This is a genomic window from Streptomyces fructofermentans (genome assembly GCF_014651055.1).
GTDB lineage: Bacteria > Actinomycetota > Actinomycetes > Streptomycetales > Streptomycetaceae > Streptomyces > Streptomyces fructofermentans.
Window position 1 is genome coordinate 172759 of record NZ_BMWD01000016.1, and the last position, 18516, is coordinate 191274.

The 18516-nt window shown below is 72.3% G+C and carries 17 protein-coding genes and 2 pseudogenes; 18 read left to right on the forward strand and 1 reads right to left on the reverse strand.

What is annotated here, in order from left to right:
- Positions 1–133: 133 nt before the first annotated feature.
- The 4 genes from IE265_RS22285 (at position 134) to ffh (ending at position 6157) form a co-directional block, all read left to right on the forward strand.
- A complete protein-coding gene (locus IE265_RS22285; protein ID WP_190037421.1) occupies positions 134–1474 on the forward strand; it encodes an ammonium transporter in 1341 nt (446 codons plus the stop codon).
- Positions 1471–1809 (forward strand): P-II family nitrogen regulator, encoded by a 339-nt coding sequence (locus tag IE265_RS22290; protein ID WP_055510557.1) that lies wholly within the window; start codon positions 1471–1473, stop codon positions 1807–1809. The genes IE265_RS22285 and IE265_RS22290 overlap by 4 nt, the downstream gene beginning before the upstream one ends.
- A 25-nt stretch (positions 1810–1834) precedes the next feature.
- The gene (locus IE265_RS22295; protein ID WP_190037422.1) at positions 1835–4288 is read left to right on the forward strand and encodes a [protein-PII] uridylyltransferase; all 2454 of its coding nucleotides are present in this window, start codon (positions 1835–1837) and stop codon (positions 4286–4288) included.
- Positions 4289–4603: 315 nt separating this feature from the next.
- Positions 4604–6157 (forward strand): signal recognition particle protein, encoded by a 1554-nt coding sequence (gene ffh, locus IE265_RS22300; protein ID WP_190037423.1) that lies wholly within the window; start codon positions 4604–4606, stop codon positions 6155–6157.
- Positions 6158–6295: 138 nt separating this feature from the next.
- Here the strand turns inward: ffh and IE265_RS22305 are convergent, their stop codons facing one another.
- Positions 6296–7156, reverse strand: coding sequence for an SAM-dependent methyltransferase (locus IE265_RS22305; protein WP_190037424.1), 861 nt, complete (start codon positions 7154–7156; stop codon positions 6296–6298).
- Positions 7157–8232: 1076 nt separating this feature from the next.
- Here IE265_RS22305 and IE265_RS22310 point away from each other — a divergent pair.
- The 14 genes and pseudogenes from IE265_RS22310 to IE265_RS22375 form a co-directional block, all read left to right on the forward strand.
- The gene (locus tag IE265_RS22310) at positions 8233–8829 is read left to right on the forward strand and encodes a hypothetical protein (protein WP_190037425.1); all 597 of its coding nucleotides are present in this window, start codon (positions 8233–8235) and stop codon (positions 8827–8829) included.
- Between the two features lie 321 nt (positions 8830–9150).
- Positions 9151–9570 (forward strand): 30S ribosomal protein S16, encoded by a 420-nt coding sequence (gene rpsP / locus IE265_RS22315; protein ID WP_190037426.1) that lies wholly within the window; start codon positions 9151–9153, stop codon positions 9568–9570.
- A gap of 2 nt (positions 9571–9572) precedes the next feature.
- Positions 9573–9812 carry an RNA-binding protein gene (locus tag IE265_RS22320; RefSeq protein ID WP_190037427.1) on the forward strand — a complete coding sequence of 80 codons (240 nt, stop codon included), beginning with the start codon at positions 9573–9575 and terminating at the stop codon, positions 9810–9812.
- 106 nt (positions 9813–9918) lie between these two features.
- Positions 9919–10545, forward strand: a complete 627-nt coding sequence (gene rimM, locus IE265_RS22325) for a ribosome maturation factor RimM (RefSeq protein WP_190037428.1) — start codon at positions 9919–9921, stop codon at positions 10543–10545.
- Entirely contained in the window at positions 10545–11366 is an 822-nt protein-coding gene (gene trmD / locus IE265_RS22330; RefSeq protein WP_190037441.1) for a tRNA (guanosine(37)-N1)-methyltransferase TrmD, read from the forward strand. The genes rimM and trmD overlap by 1 nt, the downstream gene beginning before the upstream one ends.
- A 134-nt stretch (positions 11367–11500) precedes the next feature.
- Positions 11501–11851, forward strand: a complete 351-nt coding sequence (rplS, locus tag IE265_RS22335; RefSeq protein WP_190037429.1) for a 50S ribosomal protein L19 — start codon at positions 11501–11503, stop codon at positions 11849–11851.
- Between the two features lie 44 nt (positions 11852–11895).
- Positions 11896–12624: pseudogene (lepB, locus tag IE265_RS22340) on the forward strand (signal peptidase I); the annotation flags it as partial.
- Positions 12625–12835: 211 nt separating this feature from the next.
- Positions 12836–13936, forward strand: a complete 1101-nt coding sequence (gene lepB / locus IE265_RS22345) for a signal peptidase I (protein ID WP_229916389.1) — start codon at positions 12836–12838, stop codon at positions 13934–13936.
- Positions 13818–14786, forward strand: a complete 969-nt coding sequence (gene lepB / locus IE265_RS22350) for a signal peptidase I (RefSeq protein WP_229916391.1) — start codon at positions 13818–13820, stop codon at positions 14784–14786. The genes lepB (IE265_RS22345) and lepB (IE265_RS22350) overlap by 119 nt, the downstream gene beginning before the upstream one ends.
- Positions 14787–14866: 80 nt before the next feature.
- A complete protein-coding gene (gene lepB / locus IE265_RS22355) occupies positions 14867–15613 on the forward strand; it encodes a signal peptidase I (protein WP_190037431.1) in 747 nt (248 codons plus the stop codon).
- Positions 15614–15860: 247 nt separating this feature from the next.
- Positions 15861–16337: an NUDIX hydrolase gene (locus IE265_RS22360; RefSeq protein ID WP_190037442.1), complete on the forward strand. Its 477-nt coding sequence runs from the start codon at positions 15861–15863 to the stop codon at positions 16335–16337.
- 55 nt (positions 16338–16392) lie between these two features.
- Positions 16393–16701, forward strand: coding sequence for a DUF2469 domain-containing protein (locus IE265_RS22365; RefSeq protein WP_055510545.1), 309 nt, complete (start codon positions 16393–16395; stop codon positions 16699–16701).
- A gap of 118 nt (positions 16702–16819) precedes the next feature.
- The gene (locus IE265_RS22370; RefSeq protein ID WP_190037432.1) at positions 16820–17191 is read left to right on the forward strand and encodes a YraN family protein; all 372 of its coding nucleotides are present in this window, start codon (positions 16820–16822) and stop codon (positions 17189–17191) included.
- Positions 17191–18468: pseudogene (locus IE265_RS22375) on the forward strand (YifB family Mg chelatase-like AAA ATPase); the annotation flags it as partial. The gene IE265_RS22370 and the pseudogene IE265_RS22375, both read left to right, overlap by 1 nt.
- Positions 18469–18516: the final 48 nt, after the last annotated feature.

Here is an 18516-nt window from a genome sequence, read left to right on the forward strand (position 1 = left end):
TCACTGCGGCGAAACATCGAGGGGCGCCGGTCGAAACGGCGCTGCGCCAATCTCTGGCGCATAACCGGCCCACCCCTCACAACCGCTCATGGCTTCGCCCGCACGGGGCCGTACCAACGACGAGGAGACGCCGATGGCACCAGCCATCACGCTTGCCGCAGACGCTCCCACGCTGTCTGCCGCCAACACCGGATTCATGCTCATCTGCTCCGCCCTGGTGCTGATCATGACCCCCGGTCTCGCCTTCTTCTACGGAGGCATGGTCCGGGTCAAGAGCACCCTGAACATGCTCATGATGAGCTTCATCAGCATGGGGATCGTCACCATCCTCTGGGTGCTCTATGGCTTCTCGCTCGCCTTCGGCACCGACTCGGGCAGCGTCATCGGCTGGTCCTCGGACTATGTCGGCCTGAGCGGGATCGGCCTGACGGAACTGTGGGACGGCTACACCATCCCCGTCTACGTCTTCGCCGTCTTCCAGCTGATGTTCGCGATCATCACGCCGGCCCTGATCAGCGGCGCGGTCGCGGACCGCGTCAAGTTCTCGGCCTGGGCGCTGTTCGTCGCCCTGTGGGCCACGGTCGTCTACTTCCCGGTCGCGCACTGGGTGTGGGGCGCCGGCGGCTGGGCCTTCGAGCTCGGAGTCATCGACTTCGCCGGCGGTACGGCGGTCCACATCAACGCGGGTGCTGCGGCGCTCGGTGTGATCCTCGTGATCGGCAAGCGCGTCGGCTTCAAGAAGGACCCGATGCGCCCGCACAGCCTGCCGCTGGTCATGCTCGGCGCCGGTCTGCTGTGGTTCGGCTGGTTCGGGTTCAACGCCGGCTCCTGGCTCGGCAACGACGACGGCGTCGGCGCGCTGATGTTCGTCAACACGCAGGTCGCCACCGCCGCCGCCATGCTGGCCTGGCTCGCCTACGAGAAGATCCGGCACGGCGCGTTCACCACCCTCGGCGCCGCCTCCGGCGCGGTCGCCGGACTGGTCGCGATCACCCCGTCCGGTGGTGCCGTGTCCCCGCTCGGCGCGATCGCGGTCGGTGCCATCGCCGGCCTCCTGTGCGCCATGGCCGTGGGCCTGAAGTACAAGTTCGGCTACGACGACTCGCTCGACGTGGTCGGCGTCCACCTGGTCGGCGGTGTCGCGGGCTCCCTGCTCATCGGCTTCTTCGCCACCGGCGGCGGCCAGTCCGACGTGGCGGGCCTCTTCTACGGCGGCGGCCTCGACCAGTTCTGGAAGCAGTGCGCCGGCGTCTTCGCCGTCCTCGCCTACTCCCTGGTCGCCTCCGCGGTCCTCGCCTTCCTGATCGACAGGACGATCGGCATGCGGGTCTCCGAGGACGACGAGATCGCGGGCATCGACCAGGCGGAGCACGCCGAGACCGCATACGACTTCAGCGGCGCCGGCGGCGGCGCGGCCCGGACCACCGTTCCGGCCCCGGTCGTGGACGCGAAGACGAAGAAGGTGGACGCATGAAGCTCATCACCGCCGTCGTGAAGCCCCACCGGCTCGACGAGATCAAGGAGGCCCTGCAGGCCTTCGGGGTCCACGGTCTGACGGTGACCGAGGCCAGCGGCTACGGTCGGCAGCGGGGACACACCGAGGTCTACCGCGGCGCCGAGTACACGGTCGACCTGGTCCCGAAGATCCGCATAGAGGTACTGGTCGAGGACGACGACGCCGAGCAGCTGCTCGACGTGATCGTGAAGGCCGCCCGGACCGGCAAGATCGGGGACGGCAAGGTCTGGTCCGTCCCGGTCGAGACGGCGGTCCGGGTCCGGACCGGCGAGCGCGGCCCCGACGCGCTGTAGTCAGCAACCGAACAGGAGCCACTGGGTGACGAGTACGGATGTGCGTGCCGAAGCAGAGGACTCGGGACCCAGCGGCTACGCGGCGGCCCGGCTGCGCCTCCTCCAGGAGGGGGCGCGGTCCGGGCCGCCGCGCCGTGCCGCCCTCGCCGGACTGACCGACGACTGGCTGTCCGGCCTCTTCGACGCGGGCGCCGGGGCACTGCGCGGCGTCTCGCTCGTCGCCGTCGGCGGCTACGGCCGCGGCGAACTCTCCCCGCGCAGCGACCTCGACCTGCTGCTCCTGCACGACGGCAGCGCCGACCCCGGCGCGGTGGCCTCGCTCGCCGACCGCGTCTGGTACCCGGTCTGGGACCTCGGCCTGGCCCTCGACCACTCCGTCCGCACGCCCGCCGAGGCCCGCAGGACGGCCGGCGAGGACCTCAAGGTCCAGCTCGGCCTGCTCGACGCCCGCCATGTCGCGGGCGACCTCGGCCTCACCGCGGGACTGCGTACGGCCGTCCTCGCGGACTGGCGCAACCAGGCGCCCAAGCGCCTCCCCGAACTCCAGGAGCTGTGCGCCGAGCGCGCCGAACGGCAGGGCGAGCTCCAGTACCTCCTCGAACCCGACCTGAAGGAGGCGCGCGGCGGACTCAGGGACGCCACCGCGCTGCGCGCCGTCGCCGCCTCCTGGCTGGCCGACGCCCCGCGCGAGGGCCTCGCCGACGCGCGCAGACGCCTCCTCGACGTCCGGGACGCCCTGCACCTCGCCACCGGCCGCGCCACCGACCGCCTCTCCCTCCAGGAGCAGGACCAGGTCGCCGCCGAACTCGGCCTGCTGGACGCCGACACCCTGCTGCGCCAGGTGTACGAGTCGGCCCGCGTCGTCTCGTACGCCAGTGATGTCACGTGGCGCGAGGTGGGCCGCGTGCTGCGGTCGCGTGCCGTACGGCCGCGGCTGCGCGCCATGCTGGGCGGCGGCAAACCGACCGCCGAGCGCTCCCCGCTGGCCGAGGGCGTCGTCGAGCAGGACGGCGAGGTCGGGCTCGCCCGCGCGGCCCGCCCCGAGCGCGATCCCGTACTGCCGCTGCGCGCCGCCGCCGCGGCGGCCCAGGCGGGGCTGCCGCTGTCGCTGCACGCCGTGCGCCGCATGGCGGCCGCGGTCCGGCCGCTGCCCACCCCCTGGCCGGCCGAGGCCCGCGAGCAGCTCGTCACCCTCCTCGGTTCCGGCCCGTCGACCGTCGACGTCTGGGAGGCGCTGGAGGCGGAGGGGCTGATCACCCGGCTGCTGCCCGACTGGGAGCGCGTCCGCTGCCGCCCGCAGCGCAACGCCGTGCACATCTGGACCGTCGACCGCCACCTCATCGAGACGGCAGTCCGCGCCTCCGACTTCACCCGCCGCGTGCACCGCCCCGACCTCCTCCTGGTCGCGGCCCTGCTGCACGACATCGGCAAGGGCTGGCCGGGCGACCACTCCGTGGCCGGCGAGATCATCGCCCGGGACGTGGCGGCCCGGATCGGCTTCGACCGCGCGGACGTGGCCGTGCTCGCCACGCTCGTACGCCATCACCTGCTGCTCGTCGAGACGGCGACCCGGCGCGATCTGGAGGACCCGGCCACCGTGCGCTCGGTCGCCGAGGCCGTCGGCTCGCAGGGGACGCTGGAACTGCTGCACGCGCTCACCGAGGCGGACGCGCTGGCCACCGGCCCCGCCGCGTGGTCCTCGTGGCGCGGCTCCCTCGTAGCCGACCTCGTCAAGCGGGTCTCCGCCGTCCTCGCCGGGGACGCGCCGGAGGAGCCCGAGGCCGCGGCGCCCACCGCCGAGCAGGAACGGCTCGCGATCGAGGCCGTACGCACCGGCGGTCCCGTGCTCGCGCTGCGCGCCCAGACCGAACCGCCCTCCGACGAGGAGCCGTCCGGCGACCCGGAGCCCCTCGGCGTCGAACTGCTCATCGCGGTGCCGGACCAGGAGGGGGTCCTGCCCGCGGTCGCGGGAGTCCTCGCGATGCACCGGCTCACCGTGCGCACGGCGGAACTGCGGGCCCTGGACGGCCTGCCCGACGCCGTCCGCGGCCCGGTCCTCCTGCTCGACTGGCGGGTGGCCGCGGAGTACGGGTCGCTGCCCCAGGCCGCCCGGCTGCGCGCCGATCTCGTACGCGCGCTGGACGGCTCCCTCGACATCGCGGGCCGGCTCGCCGAACGGGACGCCGCCTATCCGCGCAGGCGGGGCATCGTCGCGCCGCCGGCCCGGGTGACGGTGGCCTCCGCCGGATCCAGGCTCGCCACGGTCATCGAGGTGCGGGCCCACGACGCCCCCGGGCTGCTGCACCGGATCGGGCGCGCGCTGGAGGACGCGCGCGTACGGGTGCGCAGCGCGCACGTCTCCACGCTGGGTGCCAACGCGGTCGACGCGTTCTACGTCACGGACCCCGAGGGTGCGCCGCTGCCGGGGGAGCAGGCCGTCTCCGTGGCCCGCGCGCTGGAGGAGACGCTGCGGCGCTGAGCGCGCGGCCCGCGACCGCCGGCCCGGCCCTCCGCCGCAGGTGCCGGGTTCCGGGCGGCGTCCGCGCGGGGGCGTTCCCGGGCGGGACCGGCGTGAACGCACGGCGTCCGCGCGGGCGCGTTCCGGGAGCCCGGCCGGCTCCAGGCCGCGGCCCCCGCCGCCCCTCCGCGTCCGGCTCCGGGCCGCGGGAGGAGGGGACGGCAGGGAGCGGTCGTCCGGCTCTGTGGGAACAGGGTGGATACCCTTCCGGGCGCGGCCGGATACCCTGGAGGGCGACCTGCCCGCCTTCCCCCGACTTGAGGATTCGCGACCGCCGTGTTCGACACTCTCTCCGATCGCCTCGCAGCGACATTCAAGAACCTCCGCGGCAAGGGGCGCCTGTCCGAGGCGGACATCGACGCCACCGCGCGCGAGATCCGTATCGCCCTGCTGGAAGCGGATGTCGCGCTGCCGGTGGTTCGGGCCTTCATCAAGCAGGTCAAGGAGCGGGCCCTCGGGTCCGAGGTGTCGCACGCGCTCAACCCCGCCCAGCAGGTCATCAAGATCGTCAACGAGGAGCTCGTCGGCATCCTCGGCGGCGAGACCCGCCGGCTGCGCTTCGCCAAGCAGCCGCCGACGGTGATCATGCTCGCGGGTCTCCAGGGCGCCGGTAAGACCACGCTCGCCGGAAAGCTCGGCAAGTGGCTCCAGGGCCAGGGCCACGCCCCGCTGCTGGTCGCCTGCGACCTCCAGCGGCCCAACGCCGTGAACCAGCTGAGCGTCGTCGCCGAGCGCGCGGGTGTGGGCGTCTACGCCCCCCAGCCCGGCAACGGTGTCGGGGACCCGGTCCAGGTCGCCAAGGACTCGATCGAGTACGCGAAGCAGAAGCAGTACGACGTCGTCATCGTCGACACCGCCGGCCGGCTCGGTATCGACCAGGAACTGATGCAGCAGGCCGCCGACATCCGTGACGCGGTCTCGCCGGACGAGATCCTCTTCGTCGTCGACGCGATGGTCGGCCAGGACGCGGTCAACACCGCCGAGGCGTTCCGCGACGGCGTCGGCTTCGACGGCGTGGTCCTGTCCAAGCTCGACGGCGACGCCCGCGGCGGCGCGGCCCTGTCCGTCGCGCACGTGACCGGCCGCCAGATCATGTTCGCCTCCAACGGCGAGAAGCTGGACGACTTCGACGCGTTCCACCCGGACCGCATGGCGTCCCGCATCCTCGGCATGGGCGACATGCTGACGCTGATCGAGAAGGCCGAGCAGACCTTCTCGCAGCAAGAGGCCGAGAAGATGGCCGAGAAGCTGGCCTCCAAGAAGGGCCAGGACTTCACGCTCGACGACTTCCTGGCCCAGATGGAGCAGGTCAGGAAGATGGGCTCCATCTCCAAGCTGCTCGGCATGCTTCCGGGCATGGGCCAGATCAAGGACCAGATCAACAACCTCGACGAGCGTGACGTCGACCGCACGGCCGCCATCATCAAGTCGATGACCCCGGTCGAGCGCCAGGACCCGACGATCATCAACGGTTCGCGGCGCGCCCGTATCGCCAAGGGCTCCGGTGTCGAGGTCAGCGCGGTCAAGGGCCTGGTCGAGCGCTTCTTCGAGGCCCGCAAGATGATGTCCCGCATGGCCCAGGGCGGCGGGATGCCGGGGATGCCCGGGATGCCGGGCATGGGCGGCGGTCCCGGCCGGACCAAGAAGCAGCCGAAGCAGGCCAAGGGCAAGCAGCGCTCCGGCAACCCCATGAAGCGCAAGCAGCAGGAGGAGGAGGCCGCGGCGCGCCGCGAGGCGGCGGGCCAGGCCGGCGGCGCCTTCGGGCTGCCGGGCGGCCAGCAGCCGCAGGACTTCGAACTCCCGGACGAGTTCAAGAAGTTCATGGGCTGACGGTCCCCGGACCGCGGCACGCGCCTTCCTCCGCTCACCTTCTCCTCCCTCCGGGGCCGGACTCCCGCACGGCGGAGTCCGGCCCCGGAGGCGTGTCGAAGGGGCGGGCGGGCACGGGCCCTGGAAGCGGCCCGTGCCTCAGGCCGTACGGGCGATCAGGTAGCGGAACACGTTCGGCATCCAGACCGTCCCGTCGCGCCGCTCGTACGGATTCAGCGCCTCCCGCAGTTCCTTGTCGACCTGGACGGGGTCCGTCGCCGCTGCGGCCGGATCGAAGAGACCGGTCGACAGCAGTCCCCGTACGGCGTTGTCCATGTCGGCGTACCCGAAGGGGCACGCGACGCGCCCCGATCCGTCGGGCCGCAGACCGGCTCGCCTCGCGGCCTCCTCCAGGTCGTCCCGCAGCGCGGTGCGCGGTCCGGACTCCCCGCGCAGCGGTTCGTCGTCCGGCTTCGTCGCGGCCCGCAGCACGGCCGACGTGGCGCAGCGCTCAGGGGGTCCCCAGCCCGCGAGGACCACGGGAACCCCGTGCCCGACGAGCCGGGTCGCCGCCGCGAGCGAGCTGTCGAGGGCCTCGGCGTCCCCGCTCACGCATCCGATCGGCTCGAACGCGGTCACCAGGTTGTAGCGGGCCCTCCCCGGGTCCGTGACGTCCGCCGGGCCCCCGGCCACCAGCCGGGCACGGCCGCCCGGGCGCGTGCCCCACGCCTCGGGCAGTAACCGCTCGCGCGCCAGGGCCAGCCGCTCGCGCGCGGCGGACTCGACCCCCGTGACCTCGGCGCCCCGTGACGCCGCCATCAGCAGGGCGAGCCCCGATCCGCAGCCGAGCCCCAACAGCCTGGTCGAGGAGCCGACTTCGAGCCGCTCGTAGACGGCTTCGTACAGCGGAACGAGCATCCGCTCCTGGATTTCCGCCCAGTCACGTGCGCGTGCCCACGGATCCACCCGGGGCGCCGCCCCGGGGTGAGGTAGGTGATGCCGCACGAGCGTAGGTGTCATCGAAAGCGCCCCAATCCGCCGAGAGTTGTCTCCGTGCCCCGTTCATCCGCCCCCGTGCAGTGCGTCGGCACTCCCCCCGTATGCCAGGAAACTCCGCGCTCGTCGTGACGTCCAGGGGTTACGGAGCCCGGCTTGCGCGCCAGGGGCGTACGCCGCGAGATTTCACATCCCGGCAACCTGGGGCCGTACCGCCGCGTCACGAGGAGGGCGCCGGGGGGTCGCGGCCGGGCCCGCGACCCCCCGTGCCGGTGCCGGGACCTGGACCGCGGGCCCCGCGCGAGCAGCGGCCCGGCCGGGTCCCGCGGCCGTCCCGCGCGGCGGCGGCCGGCCGCCGGAGACGCCGGAGGGCGGCCGCTTGCGGGGGCGGGCCGGTGCGGGCGGATGGCCTGAACGCGCCGTACGGCGATGACAGCCGGTGGCCGCCGCGCACGCGACCGGGGGCGAACGGGCCGCCGGCCGCGCCAGCCGGGAGGAGGGAGTGGTTCCGGCCAAGGTCCGCGCCGGCTGCCGTACCCGTGCGCGAGGGTGTCCCCGCCCAGGTCGCACGCCCCGCGGGCGGCCGCCGCGGCGGCGGGGAACCGGGCCGCGCGGCCCGTGCGTCCTACCCGGCGAACGGCGTCGGCCCGCTTCCCACCCGCAGCTCTCCCGCCCCTCCCGGCTCTCCGGCTTCTCTCCCCGGGGCGGGTCCGTCCGCGGGGCCGTCCGGGCCCGCCTCGCGCACGGCACATGGAAGGCGTCCGGTCGCGGAGTGCGGGTCGGTGCCCGCGGCCGCCGGGGCACCGGGTAACGTCGCCGTCGTGGCCCCGCTCCCACCGGGCCCGGGCATTCCGCGGCGAGAAGGACCGAAACACCACTTGCGCGCGCGGCGGCCCCAGGTGCCCCGGACGGTGGACACCGTCTACGGGCCGGATCGTACGTATCCCTACGTACCGCCTTGGTAGGAGCTGTGAGGCTTCTCCGCAGATCAGCGCACCCGCCCTCGTCAGGACGCATCAGTGCCAACTGACGGGTACGTGCAAATTATTTGGGATGCCCCGGAATAGGAACACAGAGGCACCCAGGCTCGTTGTCATTACGTGAGCACGACACCACCTGTTCTCGCCGCAGAGCTGGCAGGGGCGTGGGCCGACATTCAGCGGCACCACTCCGAGCTGCCCGATCTTGCCGCGCCAGAGTCCCTGATCGGAGAGTCGTCGTCCGCCTGCGGGCACGAGCTCTCCTTCGAACGACTGCTTCACGAGGCAGTCCACGGCATCGCCGCCGCCCGAGGTGTCCGCGACACCTCGCGCGCCGGCCGGTACCACAACCGCAGATTCCTGGCGATCGCCGAGGAGCTGGGCCTGGACCACCCCGAGGAGCCGCATCCCAGCAGCGGCTTCTCGCTGGTCACGCTCAATCCCGAGGCCAAGCGCCGCTACCGCCCGACGATCGAACGGCTGCAGCGCGCCCTCAAGGCGCACTCCGCCGCGACCGCCGAGGACACGAGCCGCAGCTTCCGCGGCCCGGCGGCCAGGCACGGCTCCTCCGGAGGGGGCGTGCGGGTGAAGGCCGTCTGCGACTGCGGGCGCAATGTCCGCGTCGTCCCCTCGGTCCTCGCCCAGGCGCCGATCGTGTGCGGAGGGTGCGGGAAGCCGTTCCGCATCCCGGAGGTGGTCGGCGCGGCAGCGGGCTGAGCAGGCGACAGCCGCAGCGGCGGGCACGCGTGGCCGCCGGGGTGGTGCCAGGGAGCGCAGCGGCATCTCGTGGGTGCCGGGTTGCGCGGTGGCGCCCCCCGACGGCTTCACCCGTCCGGCGGGCAGGTCGTGCCGGTGGCGGGTGCCGGCCGCCCGGTTCGAGGCCCCCGTCCGGGTGTGGCAGAATGGGCGGCTGTACTCGACAGCCGACCAGGACCCCTCTCTCCTCCGGCTGACGCGTCCATCGGGCACTCGGGTACCGCAACCCCACGCGGCAATTCGCCGTGCCCAACCACGTCAAGACCAGGAGACACCACTTCCGTGGCAGTCAAGATCAAGCTGAAGCGTCTGGGCAAGATCCGTTCGCCTCACTACCGCATCGTCGTCGCCGACTCCCGTACCCGCCGTGACGGCCGGGCCATCGAGGAGATCGGCCTGTACCACCCGGTGCAGAACCCCTCGCGCATCGAGGTCGACACCGACCGCGCGCAGTACTGGCTGGGTGTCGGCGCGCAGCCGACCGAGCCCGTGCTCGCCATCCTCAAGCTGACCGGCGACTGGCAGAAGTTCAAGGGCCTTCCCGCCCCGGCTCCGCTGCTCGTCGCCGAGCCGAAGGCCGCCCGCCCGCTGTTCGACGCCCTTGGCGGCGACGACGAGGGCAAGGGTGAGGCCATCACCCAGAAGAAGAAGGCTGAGAAGAAGGACGAGGCTGCCGCCGAGTCCGCGTCGACCGAGGCCTGAGCATGCTCGAGGACGCTCTCGAGCACCTCGTGAAGGGCATCGTCGACAACCCGGACGATGTGCAGGTCGCCTCGCGCAACCTGCGCCGCGGGCGCGTTCTCGAGGTCCGGGTCCACCCCGACGACCTCGGTAAGGTGATCGGCCGCAACGGCCGCACCGCGCGTGCCCTGCGCACCGTCGTGGGCGCCATCGGCGGCCGCGGCGTCCGTGTCGACCTCGTCGACGTGGACCACGTCCGCTGACGTAAAACGCAGCACCGGCTCGGGCCGGGGAGGGCCTTTGGGCCGTCCCCGGCCCGTAGTCGTCTACGAGGCAATGCCGTAGGCACACGACAGGAGATCAAGCAAAGTGCAGTTGGTAGTCGCGCGGGTGGGCCGTGCCCATGGCATCAAGGGCGAGGTCACCGTCGAGGTACGCACCGACGAGCCGGAGCTGCGGCTCGCGCCCGGTGCCGTCCTGGCCACGGACCCCGCCTCGGCCGGTCCGCTGACCATCGAGACCGGGCGGGTGCACAGCGGCCGCCTCCTCCTGCGCTTCGCGGGCGTGCGGGACCGCAACGCCGCCGAGGCGCTGCGCAACACCCTGCTCATCGCCGACGTCGACCCTGACGCGGCACCCGAGGACCCGGACGAGTACTACGACCACCAGCTCATGGACCTGGACGTCGTCACCGCGGACGGGGTGGAGGTCGGACGGATCACCGAGATCTCGCACCTGCCCTCGCAGGACCTCTTCGTCGTGGAGCGGGCCGACGGCACCGAGGTGCTGATCCCGTTCGTCGAGGAGATCGTCGTCGAGATCGACCTCCAGGAGCAGCGCGCGGTCATCGACCCGCCGCCCGGGCTGATCGACGACCGCGCCGTCGTCGCGTCCGCCAGGGACGACGACGGCAGCGGCGAGGACGCCACCGCCCCGGGGAGCGACGCGGACGCGGCCGAGGGCACCGGCGGCGCGTCCGCCAGGGGCGAGGCGTGATGCGGCTCGACGTCGTCACGATCTTCCCCGAGTACCTGGAACCCCTGAACGTCTCCCTCGTCGGCAAGGCCCGCGCGCGCGGGCAGCTGAACGTGCACGTGCACGACCTGCGCGAGTGGACGTACGACCGGCACAACACGGTCGACGACACCCCGTACGGCGGCGGGCCCGGCATGGTCATGAAGACGGACCCCTGGGGCGACGCCCTGGACTCGGTCCTCGCGGACGGCTACGACACCGGTTCCCACGGGCCCGCGCTCGTCGTCCCCACCCCCAGCGGGCGCCCCTTCACCCAGGAACTCGCCGTCGAACTGTCCGAGCGCCCCTGGCTGGTCTTCGCGCCCGCCCGCTACGAGGGCATCGACCGCCGGGTCGTCGACGAGTACGCGACTCGTATGCCCGTGTACGAGGTCTCCATCGGCGACTACGTGCTCGCCGGCGGCGAGGCGGCCGTCCTGGTCGTCACGGAGGCCGTGGCCCGGCTGCTGCCCGGAGTCCTCGGCAACGCCGAGTCGCACCGGGACGACTCCTTCGCGCCGGGAGCCATGGCGAACCTGCTCGAGGGGCCCGTCTACACCAAACCGCCCGAGTGGCGCGGCCGGGACATCCCCGACGTGCTGCTCAGCGGCCACCACGGCAGGATCGCCCGCTGGCGCCGCGACGAGGCGCTGAAGCGCACGGCGGCCAACCGGCCGGACCTCATCGAGCGCTGCGACTCCGCCGCCTTCGACAAGAAGGACCGGGAGATGCTCTCGATCCTCGGCTGGCAGCCCGCGCCGGACGGCCGATTTTGGCGCAGGCCGGAGGCCGTGGAAGAATAGGCGGCTGCTGTACGTCGTCCGGCGTGCGCCCCTGCCACAGGGGGACACGACGCCCGCCCCGACATGGACAGCCCACCTTCGGAACACCTACTTCCGTCGATGACCTGTGGCATCGCCGAAGAAAGCAGACGATCATGGCCCACCTGCTCGACTCCGTCGACTCCGCGTCGCTGCGCAGCGACGTCCCGGCCTTCCGCCCGGGTGACACCGTCAACGTCCACGTCCGCGTCATCGAGGGCAACCGCTCCCGTGTGCAGCAGTTCAAGGGCGTAGTCATCCGCCGCCAGGGCGCCGGTGTCCGCGAGACCTTCACGGTCCGCAAGGTCTCGTTCTCCGTCGGCGTCGAGCGCACGTTCCCGGTGCACACCCCGATCGTCGAGAAGATCGAGCTCGTGACCCGCGGTGACGTGCGTCGCGCCAAGCTGTACTACCTCCGTGAGCTGCGCGGCAAGGCCGCGAAGATCAAGGAGAAGCGCGACAACTGAGCTCGCACCGGGTCCTCATGAGGGCCGGATAGCATCTGGCCCACATGGACGCCGAAGCACAGCACACGGAGCGCGACCGCTCCTCCCAGCCCGCCCTGCCCGAGGAGAACTCGGACACGGCGGGGGCGGAGGAACGGTCGCGTTTCGCGTTGGTGGCCCGCGCCGCGGACTGGCTGCCGGGCGGCCGGTTCAGCCTGACCGTGCTGATCTGCCTGGTCTTCCTGCTGCTCCTCAGCCAGTTCGTGATCCAGCCGTTCCAGATTCCCAGCGGCTCGATGGAGCCCGGATTGAGGATCGGGGACCGCGTTCTCGTAAATAGGTTGGCGTACCGTTTCGGTGCTGAGCCGAGGCGCGGTGACGTCGTCGTGTTCGACGGCACCGGTTACTTCGGCGACGCCGACTACATCAAACGTGTGGTCGGCGTGGGGGGAGACCATGTGGTGTGCTGCGACAGGCAGGGGAGGATCGAGGTGAACGGCCGGTCCGTCGACGAATCGACGTTCCTGTACCCGGGGGACGAACCGTCGGAGGCGTCCTTCGACGTCCTCGTGCCGGACGGCACCCTGTTCGTCCTCGGTGACCACCGCGGCGACTCCAGCGACTCCCGTGATCATCTGGGCTCCCCGGGCGGCGGGATGATCCCGGTCGGCCGCGTGGTCGGCCGGGCCGACTGGATCGTGTGGCCCGCGGAGCACTGGACCGGGGTGGAGCGGGCGCAGGCCCACGCCCGCGCGGCCGACCCGTCCCTGCCGGAGTACGGCGGGGGCGAGGGCGCCCTGTGGACCGGGAGCCGTCCGCCCCTGGCTGCGACGCCCGGACCCGTCAGGTCCGCTCGGGGGCGTTTTCCGGCCAATGACGCTGGAGCGGGCCCGGAGGGCGGGCCGCCCCGTGCCGCCGCTGAGCGCAGAGCCGGGCACGTCAGGACCGGGCCCGTCGCCGCGGGCCCGCTGCCGGTGCACGGCCCCTCGACCGCGGACGGTGTCCATGGGTAACCGCGGCAAGCCCCGCAGCGCCCGCAGCGCGGCCGAGGACCTCCTGCCCACGGGCAGCAGGCGCACCGGCGGGGCCCTGGTGCAGGGCCGGGTCGAGCGGCGCAAACTCGCCCGCAAGGTCAAACGGCGCCGCCAGCGTTCCGCGATCAAGGAGATACCGCTCCTGATCGGCGTGGCCCTGCTGATAGCGCTCGTCCTCAAGACCTTCCTGGTCCAGGCCTTCGTGATCCCGTCGGGCTCCATGGAGCAGACGATCCGGATCGGCGACCGGGTCCTGGTCGACAAGCTCACGCCGTGGTTCGGCTCGAAGCCCGAGCGCGGCGACGTCGTCGTCTTCAAGGACCCCGGCGGGTGGCTGGAGGACGAGCAGCCGACGGCGAAGAAGGAGGACCCGATCGTCGTCAAGCAGGTCAAGGAAGGACTCACCTTCATCGGCCTGCTGCCCTCCGACAACGAGAAGGACCTGATCAAGAGGGTCGTCGCGGTGGGCGGCGACACCGTCAAGTGCTGCGACCCCCAGGGCCGTGTGACCGTCAACGGCATGCCGCTCGACGAGGCCTACATCCACCCGGGCAACAAGCCCTCGTCCTTCGGGTTCGAGGTCAAGGTGCCCGAGGGCCGCCTGTGGGTGATGGGCGACCACCGGGCCAACTCGGCCGACTCGCGCTTCCACCGCACCGAGAGCTACAACGGGACGGTCTCCGAGGACGAGGTCGTGGGCCGCGCCATGGTCATCGCCTGGCCCATCGGCCACTGGAGCCGGCTCAAGGAACCCGACACGTACGCCTCCGTACCCGACGCGCCAGGCGGGTCGGTCGACGCCCTCGGCGCGTCGCATAGGGTGGCCCCCGCGGATCGATACGGATTGATCCCCCTCCCGAGCCCTGCGGAACTCCCGCTCGTTATGGGAGTGGTGAGCCTGCGTCGCATCCGGCGCGGGCGGCGGCACGGAGTAAGGAGTGGATGTGGGGGAATTGGCGGTCGGCGCACGGTCCGGACAAGAGGGCCCGGAGGAGCGGCCGGAGCGATCCGGGGAGCCGGCCCCCCCGGCCGCGGCGAACGCGGCACCGACCGGGGGCGACTCCGGTCATGACGACGAGGGCGGCGACGGGCGGGGCGGCCGTCGCGGGCGGGACGGGGACGGCGCCGACTCGGCGCCGAAGAAGCAGCGGTCCTTCTGGAAGGAGCTCCCGCTGCTCATCGGCATCGCGCTGGTTCTCGCGCTGCTGATCAAGACGTTCCTGGTCCAGGCTTTCTCGATCCCCTCGGACTCGATGCAGAACACCCTCCAGCAGGGTGACCGGGTCCTCGTCGACAAGCTCACGCCGTGGTTCGGCTCGGAGCCCGAGCGCGGCGAGGTCGTCGTGTTCCACGACCCCGACAACTGGCTGGCGGGCGAGCCCACTCCGAACCCGAACGCCATCCAGAAGGCGCTCAGCTGGATCGGCCTGATGCCGTCCGCCGAGGAGAAGGACCTCATCAAGAGGGTCATCGGCGTCGGCGGCGACACCGTCGAGTGCAAGGGCACCGGACCGCTGAAGGTCAACGGAAAGGCCCTCAACGAGCAGTCCTTCCTGTACCCGGGGAACACCCCGTGCACGGTGGACGACGGCGGCGGGCAGTTCAAGGTGAAGGTTCCCGAAGGCAAAATCTGGGTCATGGGCGACCACCGGCAGAACTCGCTGGACTCCCGCTACCACCAGCAGGACAAGTACCAGGGCATGGTCCCCGTGGACAACGTCGTGGGCCGTGCCGTCGTGGTCGCCTGGCCGCCCACCCGCTGGTCCACGCTGCCGATCCCGGACACCTTCGACCAGGACCTCAGCGCCGCCGCGGCGCCGGGCGCGCTGGCCCTCGCGGGAGCGGTGCCGCTGGTGTTCTGGCGCAGGCGTCGCCTCACGATCGGGAACGACAGGGTTTCTGGGTCGGGTACCGCCGGGTAGGGTGCCGTCCCAGATCGCCGATCTTGCGTGGCCCGCACCTGGGCCGCGGGGTCGATTCTCCGAGTTGGAGGAGCACTGGGATGAGCAGGACAGATCGTACGGACGAGGGCCACGGACGGCTCGGCAGCGTGCTGTCGGGACTGGCCGTGGCCCTCGGCTGTGTCCTCTTCCTCGGCGGATTCGCCTGGGGCGCGGTCGTCTACCAGCCCTACACCGTGCCCACCGACTCGATGTCGCCGACCATCGCGGGCGGCGACCGGGTGCTCGCCGAGCGCATCGACGGCTCCGAGGTCGAACGCGGTGACGTGGTCGTCTTCAAGCAGGCCAGCTGGGGCAACCTCCCCATGGTCAAGCGCGTCGTCGCGGTCGGCGGCGACACCGTCGCCTGCTGCACCGACGGAAAGCTGACCGTCAACGGCAAGAAGATCGACGAGCCGTATCTGCCCGAGGGCAGCGAGGCCGAGTCGGGCAGCATCCCCTCGGTGAAGGTCCCCGAGGGCCGGCTCTTCCTGCTGGGCGACGAGCGCAGCGGCTCCCTCGACTCCACCGCTCACCTCACGGAGGCCGGCAGCGGCACCGTGCCGCGCGGCTCCGTCAGCGCCCGGGTCGACGCGGTGGCCTGGCCCATGAACGGCATGCTGGCCCGCCCCACCGGCTTCGAGGAGCTCGGCGGCATCTCCGAGCCCGGTCCCCTGCGCCTGGTCCTCACGGCCGTCGTGGCGGGAGCGGTACTCGTCCTCGGCGGGGCCGCGTACGGGCCGATCGCCCAGCGCGCGGGACGGCGGCGGGGCCGCACCGCGGCGAAGGAGCAGGCCCTTGCCGGCTGAGGCGGGCGGCGTACGGGCCGAAGGCTCGGGCGGTCCGTCGGGTGCGGAGCCGCGCGGTTCGGGCGGGTCGTCGGGCGCGGACGCGCGAGGTGGCACGGGGCCGTCGGGCGCGGACGCTGGCGCTGGCACCCAGGGTGGCGCTGCGTCGTCGGGCCCGGACGCCCGGGGCGGAGCCGGGCTGTCGGGTGCGGGTGCCCGGGGTGGCGCAGAGCCGTCGGGCGCGGGTGTCGTCGGCGGGCTCGGCGAGCTGCGGAGGGTCGCACGGGTCGTGCTGCTCGATCCGCGGGACCGCATCCTCCTGCTGCACGGCCACGAGCCGGAGGACGCCTCGGACGACTGGTGGTTCACCCCGGGCGGCGGCGTGGAGGGCGACGAGACGCGCGAGGAGGCCGCACTGCGGGAACTCGCGGAGGAGACCGGCATCACCGAGGTCGACCTGGGCCCGGTGCTGTGGCGGCGGACCTGTTCGTTCCCCTTCGCCGGACGCCGCTGGGACCAGGACGAGTGGTACTACCTGGCCCGTACGACGCAGACCGCCATCGAGGCGCGCGGGTTGACCGAGCTGGAACGGCGCAGTGTCGCCGGAGCGCGCTGGTGGACGTGCCAGGAACTCAACCAGGCACATGAGACGGTGTATCCGACCAAACTCGCCGAGTTGCTGCGCAGGCTGCTCGACGAAGGGCCCCCGGCCGGGCCCGAGACTCTCGACACGGAAATCGTCTAGGGGTTCGCGGGGCTGGCGCACAATAGGGGGACGCACGGCTGAAGGGGAACATGCCATGAGCGCCGAGGACCTCGAGAAGTACGAGACCGAGATGGAGCTGAAGCTCTACCGGGAGTACCGCGATGTCGTCGGTCTGTTCAAATATGTGATCGAGACCGAACGGCGCTTCTACCTCACCAACGACTACGAGATGCAGGTCCACTCCGTCCAGGGTGAGGTGTTTTTCGAGGTGTCCATGGCGGATGCCTGGGTGTGGGACATGTACCGGCCCGCCCGGTTCGTGAAGCAGGTGCGGGTGCTCACGTTCAAGGACGTGAACATCGAGGAGCTGAACAAGAGCGACCTCGAACTCCCGAGCAGCTGAGAGGCCGCGGAGGGCCGCTCGTACGGGTGACTGAGTTGTCCACAACCGAGCGGCCGTCCACCAAGATCCACTAAGGGTCCGTGGCGGGCTCAGTGTTGGTGCCGGAGGTGGTGCCGACATGAGTACGTCCCAAGCACGCCGTGCACTCGGCAGGTACGGCGAGGAGCTGGCAGCGCGCCGGCTGACCGAGTCCGGAATGACGGTCCTGCGGCGCAACTGGCGCTCGGGCAGGGCCGGAGAGATCGACATCGTGGCCCGCGACGGGGACGCGCTGGTCGTCTGCGAGGTCAAGACCCGCAGGTCGTCGGCGTTCGAGCATCCGATGGCCGCGGTCACACCCGTCAAGGCGGCCCGGCTGCGCGGCCTCGCCGAGCGCTGGCTCCAGGAGCACGGAGGAGCCCCACCGGGCGGTGTCCGCATCGATGTCGTGGGTGTACTGGTGCCCGCCCGCGGCGCCCCCGTCGTCGAGCACGTGAGGGGGGCGGCCTGATGGGGTTCGCGCGCACGTGCTCGGTGGCCCTCGTCGGGGTGGAGGGCGTGGTCGTGGAGGTCCAGGCCGACCTGGAGCCCGGCGTCGCGGCGTTCACGCTGGTCGGGCTGCCCGACAAGAGCCTCACGGAGAGCAGGGACCGGGTCAGGGCGGCCGTGGTCAACTCCGGGGGCGAGTGGCCCCAGAAGAAGCTGACGGTGGGGCTCAGCCCGGCCTCGGTGCCCAAGGGCGGCAGCGGCTTCGACCTGGCGGTCGCCTGCGCGGTGCTCGGGGCCTCGGAGCGCATCGATCCCCGCGTCCTCTGCGACATCGTGATGATCGGCGAACTCGGCCTGGACGGGCGGGTGCGGCCCGTGCGCGGTGTCCTGCCCGCCGTGCTGGCCGCCGCGGACGCGGGCTACGAGCAGGTGGTCGTCCCTGAGTGCGCGGCGGCCGAGGCCTCCCTGGTGCCCGGGATCTCGGTGCTCGGGGTCCGCAGCCTCAGGCAGCTCATCGCCGTGCTCGCCGACGAACCGGTGCCCGAGGAGGATCCCGACCAGCACGGCAGGCCGGATCCGCTGCTGGCCGGCCTGCGCATGCCCGGCACGGGAGCCTCCACGGGGATGCACGGCATGGGCGCCACTCCCTACGAGCAGGGACATGACCTCGCCGACGTCGTCGGCCAGCTCTCCGCCAGGGCCGGGGTGGAGGTCGCGGCGGCCGGCGGTCACCACCTGTTCTTGCAGGGGCCGCCTGGGGCCGGCAAGACCATGCTCGCCGAGCGGCTGCCCGCGATCCTGCCGCGGCTCAGCCGGGGCGAGTCCCTCGAAGTGACGGCCGTCCACTCCGTCGCGGGACTGCTGCCACCGGGCAAGCCCCTCGTCGACGTGGCGCCCTACTGCGCCCCGCACCACTCGGCGACCATGCAGGCACTCGTCGGTGGCGGACAGGGGGTCGCCCGCCCGGGCGCGGTGTCGCTCGCCCACCGAGGGGTGCTGTTCCTCGACGAGACGCCCGAGTTCGGCAGCCGGGTCCTTGACGCGCTGCGCCAGCCCCTGGAGTCCGGGCACGTGGTCATCGCGAGGAGCGCGGGGGTGGTGCGGTTCCCCGCGCGGTTCCTGATGGTCCTGGCCGCGAACCCCTGCCCCTGCGGCCGCTTCTCGGAGCGCGGCTCGGCCTGCGAATGCCCGCCCTCTGCCATCCGCCGCTACCAGGCGCGGCTCTCCGGGCCCCTGCTCGACCGGGTCGACCTGCGGGTCGAGGTGGATCAGGTGACCCGCTCCCAACTGACAGTGAGGATGTGATGTGGTGACGCTGCAGGTGGGTCTGACCCTCCAACTGACTGA

Bases quoted from the DNA above. Each gene is read 5' to 3' on its own strand.
- IE265_RS22290 (WP_055510557.1), top strand. From the start codon at position 1,471: ATGAAGCTCATCACCGCCGTCGTGAAGCCCCACCGGCTCGACGAGATC.
- IE265_RS22305 (WP_190037424.1), bottom strand. From the start codon at position 7,156: ATGACACCTACGCTCGTGCGGCATCACCTACCTCACCCCGGGGCGGCG.
- IE265_RS22370 (WP_190037432.1), top strand. From the start codon at position 16,820: ATGAGTACGTCCCAAGCACGCCGTGCACTCGGCAGGTACGGCGAGGAG.
- rplS (WP_190037429.1), top strand. From the start codon at position 11,501: ATGGCCCACCTGCTCGACTCCGTCGACTCCGCGTCGCTGCGCAGCGAC.
- trmD (WP_190037441.1), top strand. From the start codon at position 10,545: ATGCGGCTCGACGTCGTCACGATCTTCCCCGAGTACCTGGAACCCCTG.
- IE265_RS22285 (WP_190037421.1), top strand. From the start codon at position 134: ATGGCACCAGCCATCACGCTTGCCGCAGACGCTCCCACGCTGTCTGCC.
- IE265_RS22365 (WP_055510545.1), top strand. From the start codon at position 16,393: ATGAGCGCCGAGGACCTCGAGAAGTACGAGACCGAGATGGAGCTGAAG.
- IE265_RS22320 (WP_190037427.1), top strand. From the start codon at position 9,573: ATGCTCGAGGACGCTCTCGAGCACCTCGTGAAGGGCATCGTCGACAAC.
- lepB (WP_190037431.1), top strand. From the start codon at position 14,867: ATGAGCAGGACAGATCGTACGGACGAGGGCCACGGACGGCTCGGCAGC.
- lepB (WP_229916389.1), top strand. From the start codon at position 12,836: ATGGGTAACCGCGGCAAGCCCCGCAGCGCCCGCAGCGCGGCCGAGGAC.